At 65.5% G+C, this 23,853-nt stretch carries 1 protein-coding gene (cut by a window edge); it reads left to right on the top strand.

All coding sequences use genetic code 11. The annotated features are described in order from the left end of the window. A protein-coding gene (locus tag AAGA68_19600) for a DUF4347 domain-containing protein (GenBank protein MEM9387273.1) crosses the window boundary here: on the top strand, positions 1-23,853 show its 5' portion. It continues 6,144 nt past the right edge of the window; only the first 23,853 of its 29,997 coding nucleotides appear in the window; the start codon lies at positions 1-3; its stop codon lies beyond the right edge, outside the window.

Below are 23,853 nucleotides of genomic sequence, written 5' to 3' on the forward strand. Positions count from 1 at the left end.
GTGGCACGGGCCCGGTCGCTGCGTGATTTCTTCGCTCGACGCCTGGCGCCGCCGAGCTGTGCCCCCGCCGAGCCGTGGCAGTTCGAGGCGCTGGAGCCACGCCTGCTCCTCTCTGCTGATGCGGCGCTGCTCGCCGCCGACGTAGAACAACTCACCGTTGCTCAACTCGACGCCGCCGCCGGCCTCGACCCGACCTCTGCAGAGCGTCTCCAGGCACACCTACCCGAGGCACCGGCCGCCGTCGGGATCGCGCCGCCCGCGGACCCGCTCATCACCTTCAACGACCCAGCGCCAGCGCCGGGCGATGAGATCCCAGCCAGCGCGGTGCCAGGCGAGGAAGCAGGCGTCGACGAGCCTGCCGAGGCGCCGTCCGCAGGCGAGGGCAGCGCTGAGCCGCCCACGATCCACTCGGCCGTACCGGTCGAGTGGTTCGATCTCGACGCCGCGCGCGCATCCCTCACCAGCGATGCTCCGGCCGCGAACGCGCCCGTGCCTGCGGGCGAGGGGGCCAGTGACGCGCCCCTGCCCGAGGCGGACGTCGACTGGTTGGCGCCTCTGCCGGCCCTGGCCGCGCCGATCGTCGAGGCGCCGTCGCCCTCGCTGGTCTTTGTCGATGGGGCCATCGATGACTACGAGAGCCTGCTGGAGGCGATCGAGGCCCGCGTAACGCAGGCGAGCGCGGTCGATGCGGAGGTCGTCGTCACGGTGCTCGATCCGGACACGGACGGCGTGGCTCAGATCAATTCGGTGCTGGCCCGCTACGACGCGGTGGGCGCCCTGCACATCTTCAGTCACGGCACAGTCGGGCAGCTTCGCCTCGGCGCCACCACCCTCAATGCCAACGAAATTGATCGTTACCGCTCGGCCCTGAACGAGTGGGGCGATGCCCTGCAGCCCGGAGCAGATCTCTACCTCTACGGTTGCGAACTGGCGGGGGACCCGGTCGGAGAGCGCTTTGTTCAGCTGCTGGCGCAGGCCACAGGTGCCGACGTCGCCGCCTCCGAGGATCTCACGGGTCACGCCGCCCTCGGTGGCGACTGGGACCTCGAGTACCAGGTAGGCGATGTCGCCAAATCGGCGCTGGCGAGCGGGGAGGCGTTCGCGAGTTTCAAGGGCGTACTCGACGGCGAGGACGAGCTCGATCTCGACAGCGATGAGGTGCGTGAGGGCCTGCTGGCGGCCCTGGAGCCCTTGCTCGCAGTGTTCGATCTTTTCGCCGAGCTGCCCGTGGATCTGCCCGTGGGTGAGGAGCAGCTGCGCGACCTGTTCCAGCCGCTGCAGAGCGTGCTAGACCTTCAGGACGCGGCGGAAGATCTGTTCCGCCTAGTAGACGCCTTCACCTTCGATCTCAATGACCTCGACGCCGAGATCGGGCGCCTGATCGGCCTCGGTGCCTTCCAGCCGGAGGCACCCGAGCACATCTCGAGACTCGTCGATACCCTCAACGGTGAGTTCGACCTCGGCCTCACCACCGAGGGCTTCGATTACACCGAGTATCGGCCGTACATCGCGAGCCTGGTGGCAGGCAATCTGTTCAGTTTCACCGCGCTGGCCGACCCCATCGGCGATCTGCTCAGCAATGCCGATGACGCCCGCGCTGACGATCTGCCGTTCGATCCCGGTTCCGCGGCGGACAACGAGGCGCTCGCCAGCCTCATCAACGAGCGATTCCCGGACACCATCACGGAAACCGTCGGCGCCAACTTCGACTTCAGCCCCTACCGCAACGAAGTCTGGCAACTGCTCGGCAACGCACTCACCTTCGATCCTGGGGAGAGTCTGGACAGCATCGGTTCGCTGATCGGCCTCGCGGCCGGGGAGCAGATCGACCTCACCAGCCTGCCGCAGATCGCCGCCCTGGCCGCGGAGTTGGGTCTGGAGGTGGCGAGCGAAGCTGAGGCCTACGCCGCCCTGGTCTTCTCCCTCGAGGCCAGCCTGGATCTGCTCGGCGAAGCTCTGCGCCTTGGCGTCTTCGACATCACTGGTGACATTCCGGCCCTGCGAACGGCCCTTGAAGGTGCCCTTGGGGAGTCTTTCGCGGACCTGTCCGAGGCGACCTTCGATGCCTTCCGCAGCGAGCTGCTGGAGTACCTGAATGGCAACCTGACTGAGTTGTTAGGCCGGCAGGAGAACGTCGATGCGCTGAGTAGCATCGTAGGATTCCTGCGCAGCGATGCCGATCAGCTCGCCTCGATCGAAGCTGCCCTGGCAGAGCTGGATCTGTACGTGGGCGAGGGGCTCACCGCCGATACGCTGGGCGAGTTCATCCCGTCCCTGGCCCAAGCCCTGGGTCTTGAACTTCTGCTGGGCGTGGATGACTATCCGGCCGTCGCTGACACTATCGGCTTTGCGGGCGACTTCGATCCCGCAGATGCAGACGCGCGCAATTCGCTCGAGAGCTTCGTGCTCGGGCGTTTCCCCGAGGTGTTCGTCACCGGCCTGGGTGCTGACAACGTGGTGAACTACGCGTGGAGCATCTTCGAGCTGATCCGCGACGACGCGGACGATCAGCTGCTGGCGATCGGTGAGGCCATCGGCTTGGGCGAGGGTTTCCCCTTCAACTTCGCCCTCGAGGAACATCGCGAGGCCCTGGCCTCCGCGCTGGCGCTCGATCCGGGCACGATCACGTCGACCAACGTGGGCGAGTTCCTCGGCCAGGCGTTGGGGTTGGTCGGTGTCGACTACGACTTTCAGAGCGAACTGGCGCAGGTCTACGACACGCGTTCCTTGGGCGATATGGCGCGCCTTGCGCGCACGTTGGAGAGTTCTGACGGACGCGTCGACGGTGCTGATCTGCTATCGATTTCCGAAGCTAGCACCAGCCTCTACGGAGAGTTGCTGTTCGCCGATTTGCAGGCCGACCAGATCGCCCTGGCGCTGGGACTGGACAGCTTCGATCCCCAGTCGCCGACGGATCTGGCGGCCCTGCAGGTGGAGCTGTCGGCGCGGTACGGGTCGGAGATTATCTCGCAGCTCGATGCGGACAACGTGCCCGACGCCTTCGAGTGGCAGCTGTTCCGCATCTACCAGCCTGACTGGCTCAGCAACAGCCTGATCGAACTCGGCGAGACCCTCGGCCTGCAGATCGACCCGACCTTCGATGTCGACGAGCCAGCCACCCTCCAGGCGCTGCAATCGGAGCTAGAGAACGCCTTCGGCTTCGAGATCTTCCCCGACGGCGCGGTGCTCAGCGCCGAGTCATTGGTGGAGTATTTGCCCTTCATCGACGGCCTGCTGCAAGGGCCAGACGCAGACGGCAACTTCAACCCGTGGACCACTGAGGGGCGCGAGAGCGAAGTGGGCGCGCTCTACGCGACGATTCGCGATGCGCTCTTCACCGCGCCAGACGGCAGCGGCGAGTTCACCGTGAGCATGCGTGTGCTCCAACTGCTCCTCGAGGACATCGTCTTCCCCGAGTACTCCGGCGAGAGCCCGGCGCCGCCGACCTCGCCCCTTGGCGTGAGTCTGGTGGCGGAGAACGTGGCGTCCTACGCCTGGGCCGTATTCGATTTCAATCAACCTAACTTCCTCGCGGACAACGCTCAGGCGATCGCTGACGCCCTGGGGATCACCGATGCCGGCGGCTTCGACCCGGATAACGTCGATCACCTGGATTTACTTGCCGCGGCCTTGGGCGAGGAATTCCCGGACCTGCAGTTCACCGACGGTAACCTCAGCCCGAGCAACATCCAGCTCGTGCTGGTGCAGGTCAACGATTGGCTGAACGAGGAGACCACGAGCCTCGAAGATCTGCTCTTCGATGCGATCGGCGACACGCGCTATACGAGCCTGCTCGCCGCGGCCGAGGTTTTCGACCTGGAGAACGACCAGGATCGACGCGACCTACAGCTCTACATCGAGGCGTCCTACGGTATTCGCATCGATGGCGGCCTGCGCATCGAGCCGGACGCCCAGAACCGTCCCGCGAACTTCGACGACTTCACCTGGACGATCCTCAATCGCCTCGATTCGAACTACATCGCTGATAACACCGATGCGATTACGGCTAGCTACACGCTCACGGGCGGTCGCAGCTTCGATGCGGCAAACGCGCAAGATGTGGATGTCCTCGAGAGCGCCCTGCAGGCGGACGGGCGGCTGCTCGGTGAGGATCTCACGCCGGATAACCTCGTGCAGTTCCTGCCCGAGGTGTTCCGCTGGTTGAATCAGCCGCTCGCGGGTGAGCAAGCCGTGGAGCCCTCGATCGATGTTGATATCACGGATCTTGATGAGCTCCTCGCGATCCAGGTGCAGATCAACGAAGTGGAGGCGGAGGCGGGCGTCGCCCTCACGGACTTTGTCGGCACGCTCAGTGCTACGAATCTGCCGCTTTACGCGTGGCACATCACGGGCCTGCTGCAGCCGAACTTCATCACCCAGAACGCTAATGTCATCGCCGAGTTGGCGGGCATCGACTTCACATTTGACCTGAACAACCAGGCGCATTTGGATGCCGCAGGCGCATTGGTGGGTATCGATGCGGGCGTTCTGTCTGTAGCGAACCTATCGGATTTCTTCGCTGAGTTCTCGCTCCTCCTCGGCGACAGCTTCGACCTTGCCAACGGGGCGGCGCTGCTCGGTGACGCCTTGGGGCTGGGGGCCGCTTACGACGCCGACGCGCAGGCCGACGTCACCGCGTTGATCGACGAGCTCAACCGGGTCTTCGATCTGGGCCTGGACCCGAACACACTGCCAGAGAACTTCGACGCCAACCTCTATCTCCCCCAGGTGGGTGAGATCGCCGGGGCGGTCGATCTGCCGGCCGTCGAAGGGGCAGTGATCGACTTCGTCAGCAACGCCAACCTCGGCGCTGCCCTGGATCTGATCGCCGACTTCGATACGGCGGCGCTCAGCAACTGGGATCAGCTTGCCGGCGCCCTGAACCTGCGCTTCGCCGGCGACGCCGACTTCGACGCCCTGGTAGCGCAGATCACCGGCGACCCCTCGGCATCCCTGACCGGGGAAGACCTGCAGGGGGACATCGACACCTACGGGCCGTTCCTCTCGTACATCGCGCGGATCGCCGTCGACGAGCTGTCGATCACAGGCTTCGTCGATCAGATCGGTAGCGCCCTCGGCGTGATCTTCGATGTCCGGACGATCACCGACGTGCTCGCTTCCCTCACGGGCGAGGACCCGGATGCGGACCTCGCGACGCTCATCGCAGCGGCGGAAGGCGTGTTGGCGGACGGCGCCAGCGTGGATCTCCTGCTGCAGTACCTGGCTGATGTTTATCTGCCATCCCTGAGCGCCTCAGCAGACTTCGAAGGCGTCGCGGTGACGGCGGCCTACAACGCCGATACGCAAGCGCTCAATCTCGGACTGGAGGTGAATCTCGCTACCGAGCTGGTCACCGACGTCAGCGAAGGGGACGTGCAGTCCCTGCTCAACGAGCTGCTGCAGCCGCTGCGCTCCGACGAGGTGTTCGCCAGCATCCCAGGACTCGGTGATGTGGACTTTGCCGACGTGGGATCTCTCTCGATCGATGAGGTGGTGCTCGGCGGCGAAGTTGCCCTTGCCGTCGACGTGGCCGTGGATCTGAGCGAAGCCCTGGACGGGGATGACGCCACCGCTGTGGGCGTTGATGACGTGACCGTCGATGTCGCCGAGCTCACGCCCACGGTCAGTCTCGATCTCGACGGGATCGATGTCGAGCTGCGCTTCTCCGATGCGGATCGTGTGACCATCCTTGGCGGGGATGCGTCCTTCCGCGCCAGCGTGCCGCTCACCGATGCCCCGACGCTGAACTTCGCCAGCACGGGCCAGAGCATCACCGAGACGGTCGATCAGTGGATCGATGAGCTGCAGTTCGACCTCGTCGCCGCCTTTGACGCCACTTTGCCCCTGGGGGCGACGGTCGGCGGTGATCTCGACCTTGGCGCCACCTTCGGCTCGCCCATCCTCACCTTGTCCAGCGAGGACGCCCTGGATCTGTCTGCCCTTGAGGTGCTGATCGACCTGGATATCGGCGCCCTAGAGACGAATCTCCAATCGCTGTTCGCGCCCCTGGCCGATCTGAACTTCGACGGCGTGGACTTCCCCTTCGAGATTCCCCAGACGGGCCTTGGCGCCATCCTCGCCGATCTCGGCAATCTCCTGGATTTCGCAGGTTCCATCACCGATTTCTACGACCTGATCGCCGCCTTCACCTTCGAGGTGGCCGACTTCGAAGCGGATCTGGCCGCCCTGCTCGGTGTCATCGATCCCCTGGGGGACGATCTCGCCGCCTTGGCAGCGGCCCTGGAAGATCTCTTCGACGTCGACATCGATCTGCCGAGCTTCGATCCGAGTGAGTACCTGGCCGAGATCGCGAGCTACCTGAGTCTCAACGGCATCGACCTGTCGTCCCTCGGCCTCGAGGCAGACTTCGATATCCGGGACTACTACGAGGCCCTGCAGGCGCTGCTGGGACTGGCTGAGCTGCCCGTTAACCTGGACGACATTCGTATCGAGCTGGGCGATGCCCTCGGCAGCCTGCCCACGCTGTCGGGTCTCCTGCGCTACATCACCAATACGCAGCTCACCACCTTCTCCGGGGAACTGGACTTGGGTCCCCTCTCCCTGGCCGGTGGGTTCTTCGTCGAAGACGGCGTCAAGGCCTTGCGCATCGATCTGCTGATCGAAGCGGATGGGCAGGCTTCGGACAGCTTCAGCGAAGCGGATCTGGTCACCGCTCTGGTCGGCGATGCCGATGATCCCAACGACAGTGGGCTGCTCGGCGATGTCGGTGGGGCCCAGGCCGTCCTCGACCTTATCGGCGCTGAGGCAGGAGATCTCGGTGTCTCCCTGTCGGGCAGTACGGATGTCACGGTGGAAGGCAACGTCCTCGTCGACCTTTCCGCGGTGATCGACCTCACCGATCTGATCGACGCGTCCGAGGCGCTCACGGACGACGACCTGTACCTGGATCTGCGCGCTCTGGAGGTCGACGGCCGCCTGCGTGCGGACGCGGTGGACTTCTCGATCAATTTCGCCGGTGATGTCAGCGTCGGTGTCGCCGACGGCCTGCTCGATGTCACGGCGGGTCTGGCCCTCGCCTCGGTGATCAACGAGGCCTTCGATGAGAACGAAGATGGCCTCATCAGCCTCGGCGAACTCGGCGAGGGTTTCAGCAATCTGGCCGGTCTTTCCCTCGCGGGCAGTGGGGCGCTCACGGGCGCCTTCAACGCCGCGTTGCCGCTGAGCGTTTCCGCAGAAAACTTCGACGCTAGCGAACTGGGATCGCCTATCCTCTTCGTTGATGATGTCAACGTATTCGACGAGATCGATCCGTCGGTCAGTGTAGATATCGATCTCACGGCCCTGCAGGACACGCTGCTCGAAATGCTGGCGAGCCTCGCCGAGCTGGTGCCGGACGTCGATCTGCTGCCCTTCGATCTGCCGGACATCGGGCTGGCGGAGCTGTTCGCCGGCGTCGCCGAACTGTTCGATCTGGAGGCGCCTACGCTGGCGTTCCTCGATCTGTTCGCGCTGGAGGTGCCGGACTTCGGCACCGTCGACCTGTTCGGCTTCGACATTTCCCTGTTCGGGCTGGAACTCGGCGAGCTGCTCAACCTGGGTGTGGAGTTCGACTTCAACCTGCCCGGCGACTGGGAAGCGCTGCGGGAACGCCTGGCGGCGCTGTTCCCGCACCTGGATCTCGACGGCATCACGCTCAGCCTCGGCAACTGGACCGATTACTTCGCCGAGATCTACACGCTGCTGAACTTCGAGGCCCTGAGCCTCGCCCTGGATCTGCCGGCCCTTGATCTCGGTGAGTTCGATATCGACCTCGGCGAGTTCGTGGTGGGGGATATCGGCGACTTCCTGGCGCGCCTGGCCTTCCACTTCAACACGGATTTCGGCCTGGATCTCGATCTCCAGGCGCCGGACCTGTCGGGGCTCTTTGCTGAGCTGCTCAGCCTGCAGCTACCCGACTTCGACATCCGCGAGTACCTGGAGGCCTTCGCCGGTCTGCTCGAACTGCCCGATGCCCCCCTGAGCTTCGACGCCATCCGCGGCGAGATCGAAGCGCTGCTCTATCGGGTGCCGACCCTCGGCGGCCTGATCGATTTCCTCGGCGAGTTCCATTTCGCCACCGTGTTCAGCGATCTGGAGCTAGGGCCTTTCACCCTGGGCGGCGGTTATTTCGCCGATGTCGAGGAGCTTCGCCTCGATGTGGCCTTCGACGCGACCGGCGAGCTGTCCTCCCTGGTTACGCTCACGGATCTGGCCGATGCGCTGACGTCCGTGCTCGGCGAGTTGGGGTCAGACGCCGATGTGGCGGCCCTGCTCGGCGACGGCTTCGACTCTCTGGATCTGGAGCTCACCGGCTCGAGCTTCGTCACGGCGCTGGCGGGACTCGCTGCCGAGACCAGCGTCGGTGTCTCCCTCAGTGATCTGCTCGACGGCGATGACCAGACCCAGGCCGGCAGCGACGATGTCTTCCTCGAGGTGGATGCCTTCGATGCCATCGCATCCTTACGCCTATCCGAGTTGTTGACCGAGATCAACTTCGCGGATGCCGTGCGCCTGGGCGTGGAGGGCGGTGAGGTGCTGCTGCTGGCGGGGATCGCCCTGGAGGCAGACCTCGGCCGCTACACCCTGGCGGACGGCAGCATCGCGGACTACCTCGCCGGCCCGCCACCGGGGGATCTGGGCGAGGGCGAGGTGGTCTGGCGCACGCAGGCATCGGCCGAGGCCACCCTGCCGCTGCAGCTGGAGATCAACGGCGCGGACTTCAGCAGTCTCGGTTCGCCGGTGCTGCTGATCAGCAACCCGGATGTCTTCGCCGATCCCTCGCAGCTCGCGGTGACCGTCGACCTCGACCTGACCGAGCTGCGCATGACCCTGCTCGACATTCTCGAGCCCCTGGCCAGCGCTGCCGTTGACTTCGCGGATCTGCCCTTCGACCTACCGGACGTGGGCCTGGACGAGTTCTTCGCCGAGATCGGCAACCTCCTCGACTTCGCCACGCCGGCCATCGAGTTCTTCGACCTGTTTGCCGTCGATGGCGTCGACTTCGGTGCGCTGGGCTTCGACATCACCGGGTTCGGTATCGAGCTCCAGGATCTGCTCGACCTCGACAACCCCTTCGACTTCACCCTCGATGCGGATTGGGATGCCCTCGCCGCGTACCTGGAGGACCTGTTCCCCAGTCTCGACGGCCTGAACCTGTCCCTCGGCAACTGGCAGTCGGTGATCGCCGAGCTGTTCGTGCTCCTGCGCTTCGAGGCGATCGCGCTGAACATCGGGATCGACCTGCCGGACGGCTTCGATATCGACCTCGAGATCGGCCCCTTCCTGAGTCGCCTGGCCGCCGTGCTCGCCGCCGACTTCGGCGTGGACATCGATCTTGAGGTGCCGGACTTCACCGGCCTGCTGCCCGAACTGGTGAGCTTGGGGCTCGACGGCTTCGATATCCGCGATTACCTGCCGGCCTTCGCTGCGCTGCTGGACCTGCCCGAGGTGCCCGTGAGCTTCGACGCCATCCGTGTGGACGTCGACAACCTGTTCCGTGATCTGCCCACGCTCGGTCAGCTGATCGATTACCTGGTGGAGGTGAAGCTCGGCAACCTCACCGGTTCTCTGGCCTTGGGTCCCTTCACCTTGAGCGGCGGTTACTTCGCCGACCTGGAGGAGATCCGCCTCGACCTCGAGGTGGACGCGGAGGGCTCCGCCGCCACCACCGTGTCGTTGGCGGACTTCGAGGAGGCGCTGGTCGGCGAGGACGGCGTGCTGAGCGGCATCGACGCGGTCACGGCGATCACCGATCTCATCGGTAGTAGCGCGGATGGCCTGGGTGTCAGTCTCGCCGGCTCCACGCAGGTGACGGTCACCGGCGCGGTCGCCGCCGCCGCCTCGGCTGGGATCCGTCTCGCCGACGCCCTCGACGGCAACGGCTTCTCCGGTGACGACGCCTTCCTCACGGTGGACCGCTTCGAGGCCGACGGCGAGATCGAACTCTCGGATCTCGAGTTCTCTCTGGCCTTCGGACCGGACGGGGACGTGATCGATGTCGGCATCGTCAACGGGCTGATCGACATCGTGGCAGGACTCACGCTGGATGAGCCCCTGAGCTTCGTGATCGGCGACTCCCTGGGCGACCTCGCCTTCTCGCTCACGGGCGAGAGCTTCGCCGTGCTGCCGATCTCCGCCGATATCGGTGGCGTCGACATCGATCAGTTCGGCCGTCCCGTGCTGCTGATCGAGAATCCCGAGCTCTTCCCCATGATCTTCGACGTGGAGGACGAACTCGCGGGCCTGGCAGCCCTGATCGGCGAGGTCGACTTCGATGTCGACGACCAGGCGGACTGGGATGCGCTGGCGCAGCTGCTGAACGATCGCTTCGACTCGTCGATCGTCGACGGCGATCTCAACCTCGACAGCTGGCGCGCGCGGGCGGAGGAGATTCTGGTCCTGCTCCAGTTCGACGCCCTGCAGGAAGCGCTGGGGCTGGAAGGCCTGGATCTGCAGGTGGAGGCGGAATTTGATATCTTCCTGGCCGCTTTGCTGGTGCGCCTCACCACCGACTACTCGGCGTTCATCACCCCGGACGTGGACACGGGCGAGGTCGATCTGTCCGGCGCCTTCGACAACCTGACGGATCTGCTCGGTCTGGATCTGTTCGCTGCCTTCCCGATCGATGCGAGCGTCGATCTGGATATCTCGCTGCTGGTGGACACGATCCTCGACATCGTCGAGCCGCTGGCGGACCTGCGTCCTAACCTCGATGATCTCGACTTCACCCTGCCCGGGGGCATCACCCTCGATGATATCTTCGGCGGCCTAACGGATCTCTTTGATCTTGAGGCGGTGATCGGGCGCTTCGTCGATCTGTTCGCCCTAGAACTCGGCGCCTTCGGCCCCTTCGGCTTCAACATCGAAGGCTTTGTGACGGAGCTGGCGGATCTGCTGGATCTCGGCGTCGACTTCGACGTCGATCTGCAGGCGGATTGGGACGCGCTGGCGGCCCGCCTGTCCGAGCTGTTCCCGGCCCTCGACCTGCCGAGCGACTTCCTCTCCCTCGGCAACTGGACCGACTACCTGGCCGAGATCTACATCGTCCTCAACTTCGATGCACTCCTCGCCCAGTTGGACCTGCGCTTCCCGGAGGTGGATCTCTCGGGCCTGACCCTCGATGCGGACTTCAGCGTCTTCCTCGACTACCTGCTGTTCACCCTCAATACGGACTTCGGTCTCAGCCTCGATCTCGATCTGCCGAACTTCGACGGCCTGCTGCCGGAGCTGTTCAGCATCACCCTCGACGGCTTCGATATCCGCGACTACCTGGACGACTTCCAGTTGCTCCTCGGCCTTCCCGAGGTGCCCGTGTCCTTCGATGCGATCCGCCTCGACGTCGCCGACGTCTTCCTGAATTTCCCGAGCCTCTCGCAGCTCGTGGACTGGATCGTCGACACGCAGCTGGGCAGCTTCGATGGCGGTGTGGATCTCGGCCCCTTCCGCTTCATCGCCGGCTACGATGCGGGCGCTCAGTCCCTGTTCTTCGACGTGATCTTCGACGCCGACTTTGGCGTGACCTTCGAGGACATCTCCCTCGAGTCCCTAGCGGCGGACCTCGAGGCGTGGCTGGAGCCGATCCTCGGCGATGCGCAGCTGCAGGAGCTGATCGGCTTCGCTGGCGATGGCGTGGGCTTCGACGCCGACTTCATGGGCGATGTGGGCATCAATGCGGGCCTGCTCTTCGACGTGGGCCTCGCCGCCGACGTAGCAGACTTCTCGAACTTCGCTCTCGATGACATCGTTCTCAGCCTGAATGAGGTGTCCGGTGCGGTGGAGCTGGCGGTGACCGAGCTGGTGGTGGAGGTCTCCCTGGGCGGGGTCGGCATCGCCATCGGCAATATCGACGAGGAGACCTTCGGCGAGATCGCCCTGACAGGGACCTTAGGTCTTGCCAACGCGCCGGCGCAGGTGAATCTGCAGGCGCTCACGGACGACGGCGGCTTCGGGGCCTTCATCGACGGCCTGGACTTCGACGCCACGATCAGCATCGATGTCTTTTTGCCCCTGTTCCTGAGTACTGATCCTGATAACCCGATTCCGGAGGAGCTGGCCGCCGCCCTGAACTCCTTCCAGCCGGTGATCATCTACCAGAACCTCGACTTCGACCCGACCGATCCCGGCGAGGGTGGCGAGTTCATCCTGGGCGTGAACCTGGATTTCGGTGCCCTGCTGTCCATCGGTGTGGACGCGGGGGCAGGCGGGTTGTTCGAATCGGATCTGCTCACCTCGGACATTCCCCTGCTCGGGCAGTCCCTGACGGATCTGTTCGGTCTGGACGTACAGCTCACCGACGTGCAGGCACAGATCGTTGCCGCCCTGGCCACGATCCCCGCCGTGACCGTGCGCTTTGCCAGGGAGGGCGAGAACTACCGGGTCGAGTTTCAGGACGGCGATCTGGACGAGCTGAACGAGGCGCTCACCGACGGCGTGCTCGGCGACTGGTTCGGTGAGACACCCCTGCGCTTCGTGCAGGTGGATACGGACGACGACGACGTGCTCGACGCCGGCATCGTGGTGCTCGATCTCGACCTGCAGCTGGACCTGCTCGATCTCGAGCTGCCCCTCGATTTCGATCTGGCGGCCCTGGGCGCGCTGCCGGCGCCCTTCGAGGAGTTTGCGGACTTCCTCGACAGCTTCCTCGCCGTGGGTGCGGGCGGCACGCTCACCCTCGGGGCCGATATTAGCCTCGACGGCACGATCGGTCTGGATCTGTCGGATCTGACCGGGGTCGGCCCGCGCGTGCTCCTGGGCGATGACTTCGGCGCTGGCGTCAATCTCGGCGCCACGGGGGAGGGACTCGAGTTCACGGCGGCCCTGGAGACCCCCCTCGGCGAGTTCGGTCTGTTCGTGCGCGAGGGCAGCGCGACGATCGAATCGGCGAACGCGGGCGAGCCTGCCTTCGGCGTACTGGTCGACACGGCCGGGGCGACGGCTGCCCTGAGCGAGGTGGACGTCGACGGCGAGGACGGCGACGCGGTGGCGGACCTCTACGTGGTGGAGGACGTCGGCTTCACCCTGGTCACGCCGAATCTCATCTTTAGCGCCGCCTTACCCCTGTACTTCCCCACCGAGGCCTTGCCCGTCGGCGGGTACACGGACGACTTCCAGGTAGACAACGTTCTGACCTTCACGGGGGCACTGGATACCAGCGTCACGGACGGGATCAGCCTGTCCGTGGCCGAGTTCGATGCGCCGGACCTGGCGGCCAGCATCAGCATCATCGGCCTGGTCAACGATCCGACCTTCATCGTCGACTCCATCGACGGCTTGTTCGAAGGTCTGCAGGATCTGCTCGGCAGCGGCCTCGCCGTGGACGTGCCGGTGGTGGGGGACGGCTTCGAGGCGGCCTCGGGCTTCATCGGCGACCTGCGCGACGCGGTGCTCGCACCGTTGCAAGAGGCGCTCGCCGACGCCGGGAATCCGAGCACGATCGAGCTGTTGCAACAGGTGCTCTTCGACTCCCTGGGGCAACTGGTCACCCTGCGCACGGAGTTCAGCGTCCCGGCCTTCGCGGCCGAGCTCGGGGCCTTCATCGGCCTCGCCGAGGGCGAGCGCTTCGACGTCTTGAACGACGACCACTGGAGCGCGCTGGACGCCCTGGTGGACGACGCGGACGTGAGCCGTGACACAGCCGGTGAGATCGATGTGCTGGAGGCCATCGCCACCGCCCTCGACGACTTCCTCACCGACCAGGTGCTCGATCCCTTCCTCGTCGACGACGAGGACCTCGACGGCGATATCCAGCGCCTGCTGGTGAACGTGAACGCGGCCAGCCAGATCGGGGTGCTGGTGACCGATCGCGAGATCCAGCTGAACCTCAGCCTGGCGGACGTGATCGCAACCTTCGAAATCCCCCTGGACTTCCAAGCGGCTATCCCGGGCTTTGCCTTCGAGGTGGATGGTGGCATCGAGGTGGTCATGGACTACCTCCTCGACCTCGGCATTGGCTTCTACGCCGACCCGGTGGTGGTGAGTGCGGACGGGGTCGAGTTCGGCGACTCCTACCTGTACCTCGACATCCTCGGCGACGAGGCGCAGTTCAACGTCAGCGCCTCCCTGCCCGATGACTTCTCCGCCAATGCCGTGATCGGCATCCTCGAGGCGACGCTGGAGGAGATCGTCGATACGGATGGCGCCAGCCGTATCGAGGGCACCATCGCCCTCGATATCTCGGACCAGGATCCCCTGGTCGCCGATAACTTCGAAGATGGCCGCCTGATCATCCTGTCCCTGACCGGTGATCAGGTGTCGGAGATCGGCCTCGTCACGGCGCGGGTCATCCGCGCCGATCTGGACCTGCTGGCTGACGCGGACTTTAGCGCAGCGATCGGCTTCGGCGGCGGTTCCCAGTTTCCTGAGATCGAGGCGGAGATCCGCTACTTCCAGGAGTTCTCGGGCAGCTTCACCGTGGGGGTGGGCTTCCGGGCCGACCCGACGAGCCCCTCGATCCTGATCAGCAATGCGGCCCTGGACCTGGGCGCCTTCATCAGCGAGTTCATGGCGCCGGTGCTGGAGGTGATCCAGGACATCACCGATCCCATCGCGCCCCTGATCGAACTGGCGAATACGCCGCTGCCGGTGCTGTCGGACCTATCCGGGGAAGACGTAAGCTTCCTCGACATCGTCGCCGTGGGCGAAGACGGCGCTCGCTTCGCGGCCTTCGTCGAGCAGATCGCCTTCGTCATCGAACTGATCGACGCCATCCCGACCAACACGGACACCGTGATGATCCCGCTGCCGAACGTGGTGTTCGGTAACACGGGTATCGACCTCGGGGATGTGTTCGGTGAGGAGTTCGACGGGCTGGAGTTCATCGACCTCAGCGCAGACCTGGTCGGCGACGACGCCGATACGGACGGCATCGACATGGATGCCTTCTCCGGCGCCGACAGCTTCGACTCGCGCCTCGATCAGTCCGGTGCCGGCATGGCGACGAGCAACTTCTCGCGCACTCTGACCACGGGCAGTGGCAGCCTGGAGATCCCCCTGCTCACGGACCCGGGCACGGTGTTCCAGCTGCTCCTGGGCAACGTCGACTACCTCGCATCGAACCCCGTTGACCTGTTCATCTACGACTTGCCGAGCTTCGAGCTCGGCGCCGAGTTCGGCGCCAGTTTCCCGATCTTCCCCGGCCTCAATGCGTTCTTAGGTGGCGGGGTCAGCATCGGCATCGACTTCGCCTTCGGCTTCGATACGGTGGGCATCATCGAGTTCCTGGAGACGGACGATGTCGCCGATATCTTCAACGGCTTCTTCATCGTCGATGATCCGACCCCCGGCGACGGCGACGACCCGGACGAGGCCTACATCTCCGCCGGCATCGAGGCGGGCGCCTCCCTGGGCATCGGTGGCCTGGTCGAAGTCGGTGTCGTCGGCGGCGTGGAGGCCACGATCGGCTTCGACCTCGCCGACCCGAACGACGACGGACGCATGCGCGTCGACGAGATCGGCGAGCGTTTTCTGCTCGGTCCGCAGTGCATCTTCGATATCGGTGGCACCGTGGACGTCGGCCTGGCCGCGTTTCTCTGGGTGGGCATCGATGTTCCCCTCATCGGCGAGGTCACGATCTTCTCCGACGAGTTCGAACTGTTCAGTGCGACCATCGCCGACTTCTCCATCGAGTGTCCGCCGGTGGAGCCACCGGTGCTCGTCGACCAGTCCAACGTCGAGCAGGTGATCCTCGCCAATGGCGAGACCGGGGCGCGCCTGATGGACGACCCCGTCGCGCCCGATGCCGCCGGGGCCCTCGCCACGGGCGGCACCCTGACCCTGAACATGGGCGATCGCGCCGGCGACCGACGCAACGTCAACACGGACGGTGGCGATGAGCGCTTCGAGATCACCCAGGTGGAGTCCGAGGACGGCATCGTCACGCGGGTGAAGTACCTCGGCTTCGAGGAGGAGTACCTCAACGTCGGCACTATCGTGGTGAATGCCGGCGACGGCAACGACGACATCGTGGTCAAGGCCCTGGAGGGCAGTGGTCTTACGGTCGTAGCTAACGGCGGTGAGGGCAACGACTACATCACCGTGAGCGGCGGCGCCACGCTGATCGCCGACGGTGGCGCGGGCAACGACACGATCATCGCGAGCTCCGGCGACGACCAGCTCGACGGCGGCAGCGGGAACGACTACATCCAGGCCGCGGAAGGCAACGACTTCATCCGCGGCGGTGCCGGGTCTGACACGATCCACGGCGATGCGGGCGACGACATCATCTACGGCGACGACGAAGCCGCCGTCGACGCCGCCGATACGGGCACGGTCGCCCGCGAAGCCGGCGATGTGATCTTCGGCTGGGACGGTGATGATGAGATCTACGGCTCGCGCTTCGACGACACCTTGGCCGGCGGCGCCGGCGACGACCTCGTGTTCGGCGCCGCCGGCGACGACGCCATCAGCTGGTACGACGACGCCTACGAATGGCCTGAAGGCTTCATCGGCGTACGCGGCCAGGGCGGTGGCGACGATGTCATCGAAGGCGGTGAGGGCGACGATCGCCTGATCCTCCTCGGCGCTAACGACGGCGTTGGGCAGAGTATCGATGCGGTGGTCGACAACGCGCTGCGAGACGGTTCCGTCGGCATCGACTGGGGCGATCGCGGCGAGATCACCTTCGACGACATCGAACTGCTCGACCTCACGGCCAGTACCGGTGGGGATACGATCACCTTCGGCGACCTGCGCGCCAGCGATCTCATGCAGGTGGACGTCGGCATGGGTGGCGAGCGGCGCTTCGAGGAGCGCACGGTCACGGACGAGAACGGCGAGTCCTTCGTCACCATCGTGCCCGTGGGCGACAACGACGGTGCCGCCGACACGCTGGTGCTCCAGGGCGGTGCTAGCGATCGCGATTTCTTCGAGGTCTTCACCGAGAACGAATTCTGGCAGATCGATCGCTACGACCGCGACCTCGTGCCCGACGGCGAACCGGAGAACGCAGACGCGGCCCTCATCACGTCTTTCACCCTCAACCAGTCGAGCGCCAGCGAGGACGGCGATCGGCTGGTGATCCAGGCCTTCGACAGCGTGTCCGACGATGACCTGGTGGACGATTTCCTCGACGGTCGAGGCGTGACCAACCAGCTCGCCCTGCTCACCCTGGAAGCCGGTGCGGGCAACGACACGGTGTTCGGCTCGCGCTACGGCGACACGCTGAGCGCCGGCGCCGGTGATGATGTGATCTCCGGCGGCCGCGGCGTCGACAGCTTCCAGGACGGCGGCGGCACGGACACGCTGTTCGAGACCGTGGGCCAGGATGGCGAGCCCATCGACTTCTTCATCTCGGACCAGAGCCTGATCATCGGCCTGTACGACGACGCCCAGGCAGGCACGACACAGACCTTCGAGGATCAGTGGGGTAACACGGTCACGACCTCCGCCGCCTTCGACGGCGCGGCGGAGATCGAATCCCTGCTGGATGAGAACGGCCAGGCCGTGTTCGAGATCGTTACCCTCACGGGGGTCGGCACGGATGCCTTCCGCAGCGCGAACACCTTCGTGGTGCAGGACTTCACCGGTGAGGAGCTGATCCTCGATGGCTTCGAGGGTAGCGATACCTACCTGATTGGCTTGTCCGCACCTGAGGTCTCCGTTCGCCCGGGCGCGTTCTACGACACGCTCTTTACCGTGGATGACACCGGCCTTGCCGGCAACGACGCCCTGGTGGTCTCGGGCAGCCCCGGCGACGACCTGTTCCACTTCCTGACCGAGGGCAACGACGGCCTTGTCCGCCGCCTCGACGGCGACGGGCTGTTCGAGGCCTTCGCCTCCTTCAACGTCGATGAGCTGGTCGACGACCTCCTCGATCAGTCGGAGACGCCGCAGGAGGACGACGGCGTCCGCGACACGGGGTCTTTGCTGCCGGGCCGCGTCTTCGACGACGAGGTCAACACCCAGACGATCAGCTACATCACCAGCGACGGCAACATCATCGCCGACATCAGCTTCCGCGGCGGCGACGGCGACGACGTGTTCGTCTTCGACGATACGGCGCGCAGCCTCGAGGTCTACGGCGATGACGGCGATGACAGCTTCTTCGTCGGCAACGTGCTGGAACAGGTGATCGAGACCCAGGACGACGGGTCCCTGTTGCCCGTGGTCACGGCGATCACCGACGGTGTCGGCTTTGGGGCGCGCCTGTTCGGCGGTGCCGGTGATGACTACTTCGAGGTCAATCGCAACGTTGCCGAGCTGTGGCTCTACGGCGAGGACGGCGACGACATCTTCTTCCTCAAGGCCCACCTCACCTATACGCCCTTCGACGAGACCAGCTCGGAAGACGTGGATGCCCTCGAGGCTGCGCTGCTGGATGCGGGCCTTATCGACGCCAACACCGACGTCACCGTGGACAACGTGGAGGAGTTCTTCCTCCTCGCCCAGCAGCTGCTGATCGACAACGACGTAGCGTTCGAGGACGACCCACAGGACTACGACGACATCGCCGAAGCGCTCGGTAACTTCCTGCGCCAGAGCACGCGGGAGAGCGTCGAGGGTCAGGATCAGGTCAACCTGACCTCACGCGCCGGCGAGAACGATCAGGTCAGTTACGTGCGCAACGCGCCCGTTTACATCTTCGGTGGCGAAGGCTTCGATTCGGTAGTGATCGCCGGCACGGCGATCGCGGACGAGTTTTACGTCTTCACGGAGATCGATCCAGCCACCTCCGAGCTGGTCCAGCGGATCTACGGCGCGGGCCTGGTGGTGGAGGAGATCGTCGGCGTCGAGCAGCTGGTGCTGATCACCGGCGGCGGCGACGATGTGGTGTTCGTCTACGGCAGCCTGCCGGGGCAGAACATCATCATCAACACGGGCAGCGGTGATGACACGGTCGAGGTGGGCGGGGATCTCGGCTTCGGCACCTTCATCATCCCTGAGCGTGGCTCGGATGTGATCGCCGATCAGGCCACCACGGTGGTGGACTCGGTCGAATTCACCTACACGCGCTGGAACGCCTACGATTTCTTTGAGCGAGGCTTCTTCAGCCTCTTCTACGACGTACCTCAGCGCGTCAGCGCCGAGTCCGGCAGCCGCACCGTCGAGGTGTGGGGCACTGACATCAGGGTGACGCGTACCAGCGAGACGGACATCGTCACCGGTGAGGCCTTCGAAGACCTGGTCGATCAGTTCATCCTCGACCTGATCGCCGACCTGCAGGCGAACGACACCAACCCCGACGATGACGATCTCGTGGTGGACGGCGAGTTCGTCAACTGGTGGTGGCACACGAGCATTCCCCAGAGTGGGTTGGAACTGCCGCAGCTCTCCTTCACCGAGCAGTTCGACTTCCCGGATGAGCCCGTGGACAGCGAGGACATCAATTCCTCCGCCCAATCCATCGGCTTGTTCTCTGCCGTGGTGCTGACGATCGTCGACGACGGCTCTGGCGTCGACGAGGACGGCAACCCGGTGCCCATCGATGCCGGCGGCCTCACCGAGACGGTGGAGTTTAGCCTGACGGAATTCGAAGCATTCATCGCCAGTGAATGGGAGGATCCGAGCACGGGCGATCCCTTCAGCGACGAGATCGGTCGTAACGTGGATCTCGGTGTTTCCGATAGGGTGCGCGTATACGACGGATTGTTCCCCTACACGTTCGTGTCGGACTGGTTCTTCGGCTTCTGGTTGTTCGGTTTCGGCGAGTTGCGCGCCGACATCTCGGACTTCGAACGCCTCGAGAGCATCGACCTGGAGGCGGGCGACTCGAGCTCCATTCGCACGGTGATCGGCACGGTCACGGTGGCCGAGGAGACCGATACCTTCGTCGCGCCCGAGACGCGAGCCCTCGATTCCTTCTCCGGCAACCTCGAGCTGGTCGGTGCCATCGGCGACGACACGCTCATCATCAACAACCAGTTCGGTTCCGATTTCCCCAGCGGTACGCTGATCGAGTACCGCGATGAGGACACGCCGGCGGAGGACGATCCGGACGGCGTGCAGCTCACAGGCTTCGGCATCGATGGCGCCGCCCAGGTGGTGTTTGAAGGCTTCAACACCATCAACTTCAATTTCTCCGATGCGAGCGATGTGCTCACCATCGACTACACGGAGCCGGGCACCACGCTGGTGCTGAACCTGGCCGGTGGCGATGACAGCGTGCAGGTGAATGCCAACGCCGCCGACCTTACGATCGTCGGCGATGCGGATGGACTGGTTACGCGCCGCATCTGGGACGACCTCAATGGCGATGGGGTGGTCCAGGAAGACACTGAGATCACGATCGTCCGGGAAGAGGATCAGTCCGAGAACCCCGATCCCCAGGGCAGCGATCGGGTCACCGTGGGCAATGGCGACGGATCGCTGGAGGATATCCTCGGCCCGGTGGTGTTCCTGGGCGACGGGGGCAGCGACGAGGCCGGCACCGACGCGCTGGTGCTGACCAGTGATGGTCGCACGGACTCGTTGGCGCCGATCATCGATCTGCTGACCTTCACCATCGACGGCGTGTCCTTCGACGGCGGTGCCATCGATGGCCTCGACGGCAGCACCGATGACGACGTGTTGATCGCCTACGACGATGTGGAGACCCTTCGTGTCGATCTGGGTAGCGGCGCCGATGACGTGCTGGTCGCCGGCGTGGAAGCGGTGCTGGAGCTCAACACCGGCGCGGGCGATGATCAGATCATCGTCTCCTCCGACCGCGAGCTTCGCGCGGGCAGCCTGTCCGCCATCGCCTTCGATATGACTATCGACGCGGGTACGGGCACCAACACCCTGGTCGTCGATGACTCGGTCGATAGCACAGGCGACGTCGTGACCATCGACGAGGATGAGATCCGCGGTGCGTCCGCTGGACTCATCACCTACTTCGCTGACCCGAACGCCGGCAGCTTCGCGGGCGGTCTCGCCTTCTACGCCGGCACGGGGAGCGATGAGATCTCCGTGAACGGCCTGCGAGCCCATGACCTAACGCAATTATTTTCCAACGACGGCAACGATCTGGTGGTGGTGGAGGCCAGCGTCAACCAGGGCATCCTGGAAGTGTTCGGGGAAGGGGGCGCCGACACGCTCGATGCGCAGGCGAGTGGCCTTGGCGTGGCCCTCATCGGCGGGCGGGGTGACGACACGATCATCGGCTCTTCGGGCACGGACCTGCTGGTGGGCGGGGCGGCGCTCATCGTTCGAGACGGCAGCTTCCGCCTCACGCGCGTCGATGCGGAGGTGCTCGAGGACGGGGACGACCGCATCGAAGGGCGCGACGGTGCCGACGTCCTGGTGGGTGGCACCGGCGCGGATGAACTGTTCGGTGAGGCGGGGGGCGACACGCTCGTCGGTGACCTGGCCTCGATCCTCTGGTCCGCGATCGACCAGACCGTGATCGAAGTGGATAGCCGAGGTGGCGACGACACGGCCGGTGCGGGCGACACGCTCAGCGGCGGTATCGGCGGCGATCTGCTCCTCGGCGGCAGCGGCGAAGACAGTCTTAGCGGCGACGATGGCGCCGATACGCTCGTGGGTGACCATGCCCTGTACCTGGCGGAAGCGGCGGTGTTGGTGCGCCTGACGTCGGTGTCCACAGGCACCGGGGCAAGGGATGAGCTCATCGGTGGCGTGGGTAAGGACATCCTGGTCGGTGGCGCCGGCGGCGACGAACTCGAAGGCAATGAGGGCGCCGACGTGTTGTTCGGCGACAGCGCCGACATCATCGGTGATGACGGTAGCGACGCCGCCAACGACCTGCTGGCGATCGACGCCGACATCGGGGGCAATGATGTCCTCGCGGGCGGCGGCGCGGCCGACCTCCTGGTGGGCGGTGCCGGTGCCGACGAACTCACGGGCGGCGATGGCGACGACCTGCTCTTGGGCGATGCGGGCAGCATCTCGCGTACGGAGGACGGCACGGTCCTGCGCGTCTCTACCACGAATGCGGCTATCGGCGGCGACGATAGGCTCGCTGGGGACGGCGGCCGCGACGTGCTGCTCGGCGGCGCCGGTGCCGACGAGCTGTCCGGTGGTGCTGGCCGCGACGTGCTCCTTGGCGACGCCGGCCTCGTGGTCTATGCGGACGGCAGCGACGATGCCGATGACGTGTTTACGGATGCCGTGGGTTCGGGCGCCGGCGACGTCCTGCTGGGCGGTGACGCCAACGATGTTCTGCTCGGCGGCGATGGCGACGACCACCTTGAGGCCGGCGCGGGCGACGACGTGCTGGTGGGCGACCACGGGCTGCTGCGGCGGGATGCGCAAGGCGGCCTGGAGCGCGTCGAGAGCGTGGACCCGGGGGCCGGTGGCGACGACGCCCTGTTAGGTGACGAGGGAGCGGACATCCTCATCGGCGGTGCCGGAGGAGATGAGCTCACCGGCGCCGGCGGCGCCGATATCCTCCTCGGCGACAGCGGCACCGTGGTGGCCAGCGACGGCAGTGCCGAGGCCAATGACGTATTTACGAGCTTCGTAGGTACCGGTGCCGCCGACATGCTGTTCGGCGACGCGGACGCGGATCTGCTCCTCGGTGGCGAGGGCGCGGATCTCCTCGATGGCGGCGAGGGGGCCGATGTGCTGTTGGGCGATCATGGTGCGATCACCCGCGATGAGTCCGACGGGATCACGCAGATTCTCACCGTCGATGTTCCCAGCGGTGATGGCGATACGCTGTTCGGCCGCGAGGGTAACGATTGGCTCCTCGGCGGGGCCGGCGGCGATCAGCTCGAGGGCGATGGCGGGGACGACATCCTGCTCGGTGACGGTGGCCGGATCACCCTCGACGGTCTCGGCAGTGTACTGCGCGTTGAGAGCGTGGACGCCGGGGTCGGCGGTGCGGACGTGCTCGACGGGGGCGAGGGCGAGGACCAGCTGGTCGGCGGTGCCGGGCGCGATGTGCTCCTCGGCGGAGCAGGCAACGACATTTTGCTCGGCGATGGCGGCACGCTCGTCGGCGCCGACGGCAGCGATGCGGCGAACGACGTGTTCACGGATTTCGTCGGTACGGGGGACGATGATGAGCTCTTCGGCGATACCGGTGCTGACTTGCTCCTCGGTGGCGACGGCGCCGACCGGAGCGAGGGCGGTGAGGATGACGACGTCCTGGCCGGCGACCACGCCACGATCGTGCGCGAGGCGGATCTGCAGATCATCGACGTGCGCAGTACCAACATCGCGCTCGGCGGCGACGACGTGCTGCACGGAGACGATGGTGACGACGTCCTGCTCGGCGGGGCCTTCGCGGATCTTCTGACCGGCGGCCTCGGGGCCGATGTGCTGGTCGGCGACGCTGCGCTCCTGCTGCTGAATACCACCGGCCAGCGCCTGCGCCTGGAGACGCTAGACCCCTCCGCGGGCGCCAGCGATACCCTCGATGGGCAGGAGGGCGACGACTGGTTGCTCGGCGGTGCCGCGGACGACTCACTGACCGGCGGCGCCGGCAACGATCTGCTCCTCGGCGACAGCGGCACCATCGTCGGTGCCGACGGCAGCGAGCAGGCGGACGATGTGTTCACCTCCGCCGTGGGCACCGGTGCAGGCGACATCCTGTCCGGCGGTGAAGGAGACGATCTGCTGCTCGGCGGCGATGGGGCCGATGAGCTCAGCGGTGGCGACGACGCGGATCTGGCGTTCGGCGATCATGGCTACATCACGCGCGATGGCGCTGGCGCCGTGCTCCTCGCGCTTAGCACCGATCTCGCAGACGGTGGCGACGACGCCCTCAGTGGAGGCCTGGGCAGCGATGTGCTCATCGGAGGCGCGGGCAACGATCAGCTCGCTGCCGACGCTGACGGCGATGTACTCATCGGCGACGCAGCTCGAATAAGCTTCGCCGGCCTCGCGTCCGTCCTGCGCGTGGAGAGCCTGGCCGGTGATCTTGGCGGAGCCGATACGCTTACCGGCAGCGCAGGTGACGATCTTCTCATCGGT

Source organism: Pseudomonadota bacterium (assembly GCA_039193195.1).
In the GTDB taxonomy this organism is placed as follows: Bacteria; Pseudomonadota; Gammaproteobacteria; order Steroidobacterales; family JBCBZW01; genus JBCBZW01.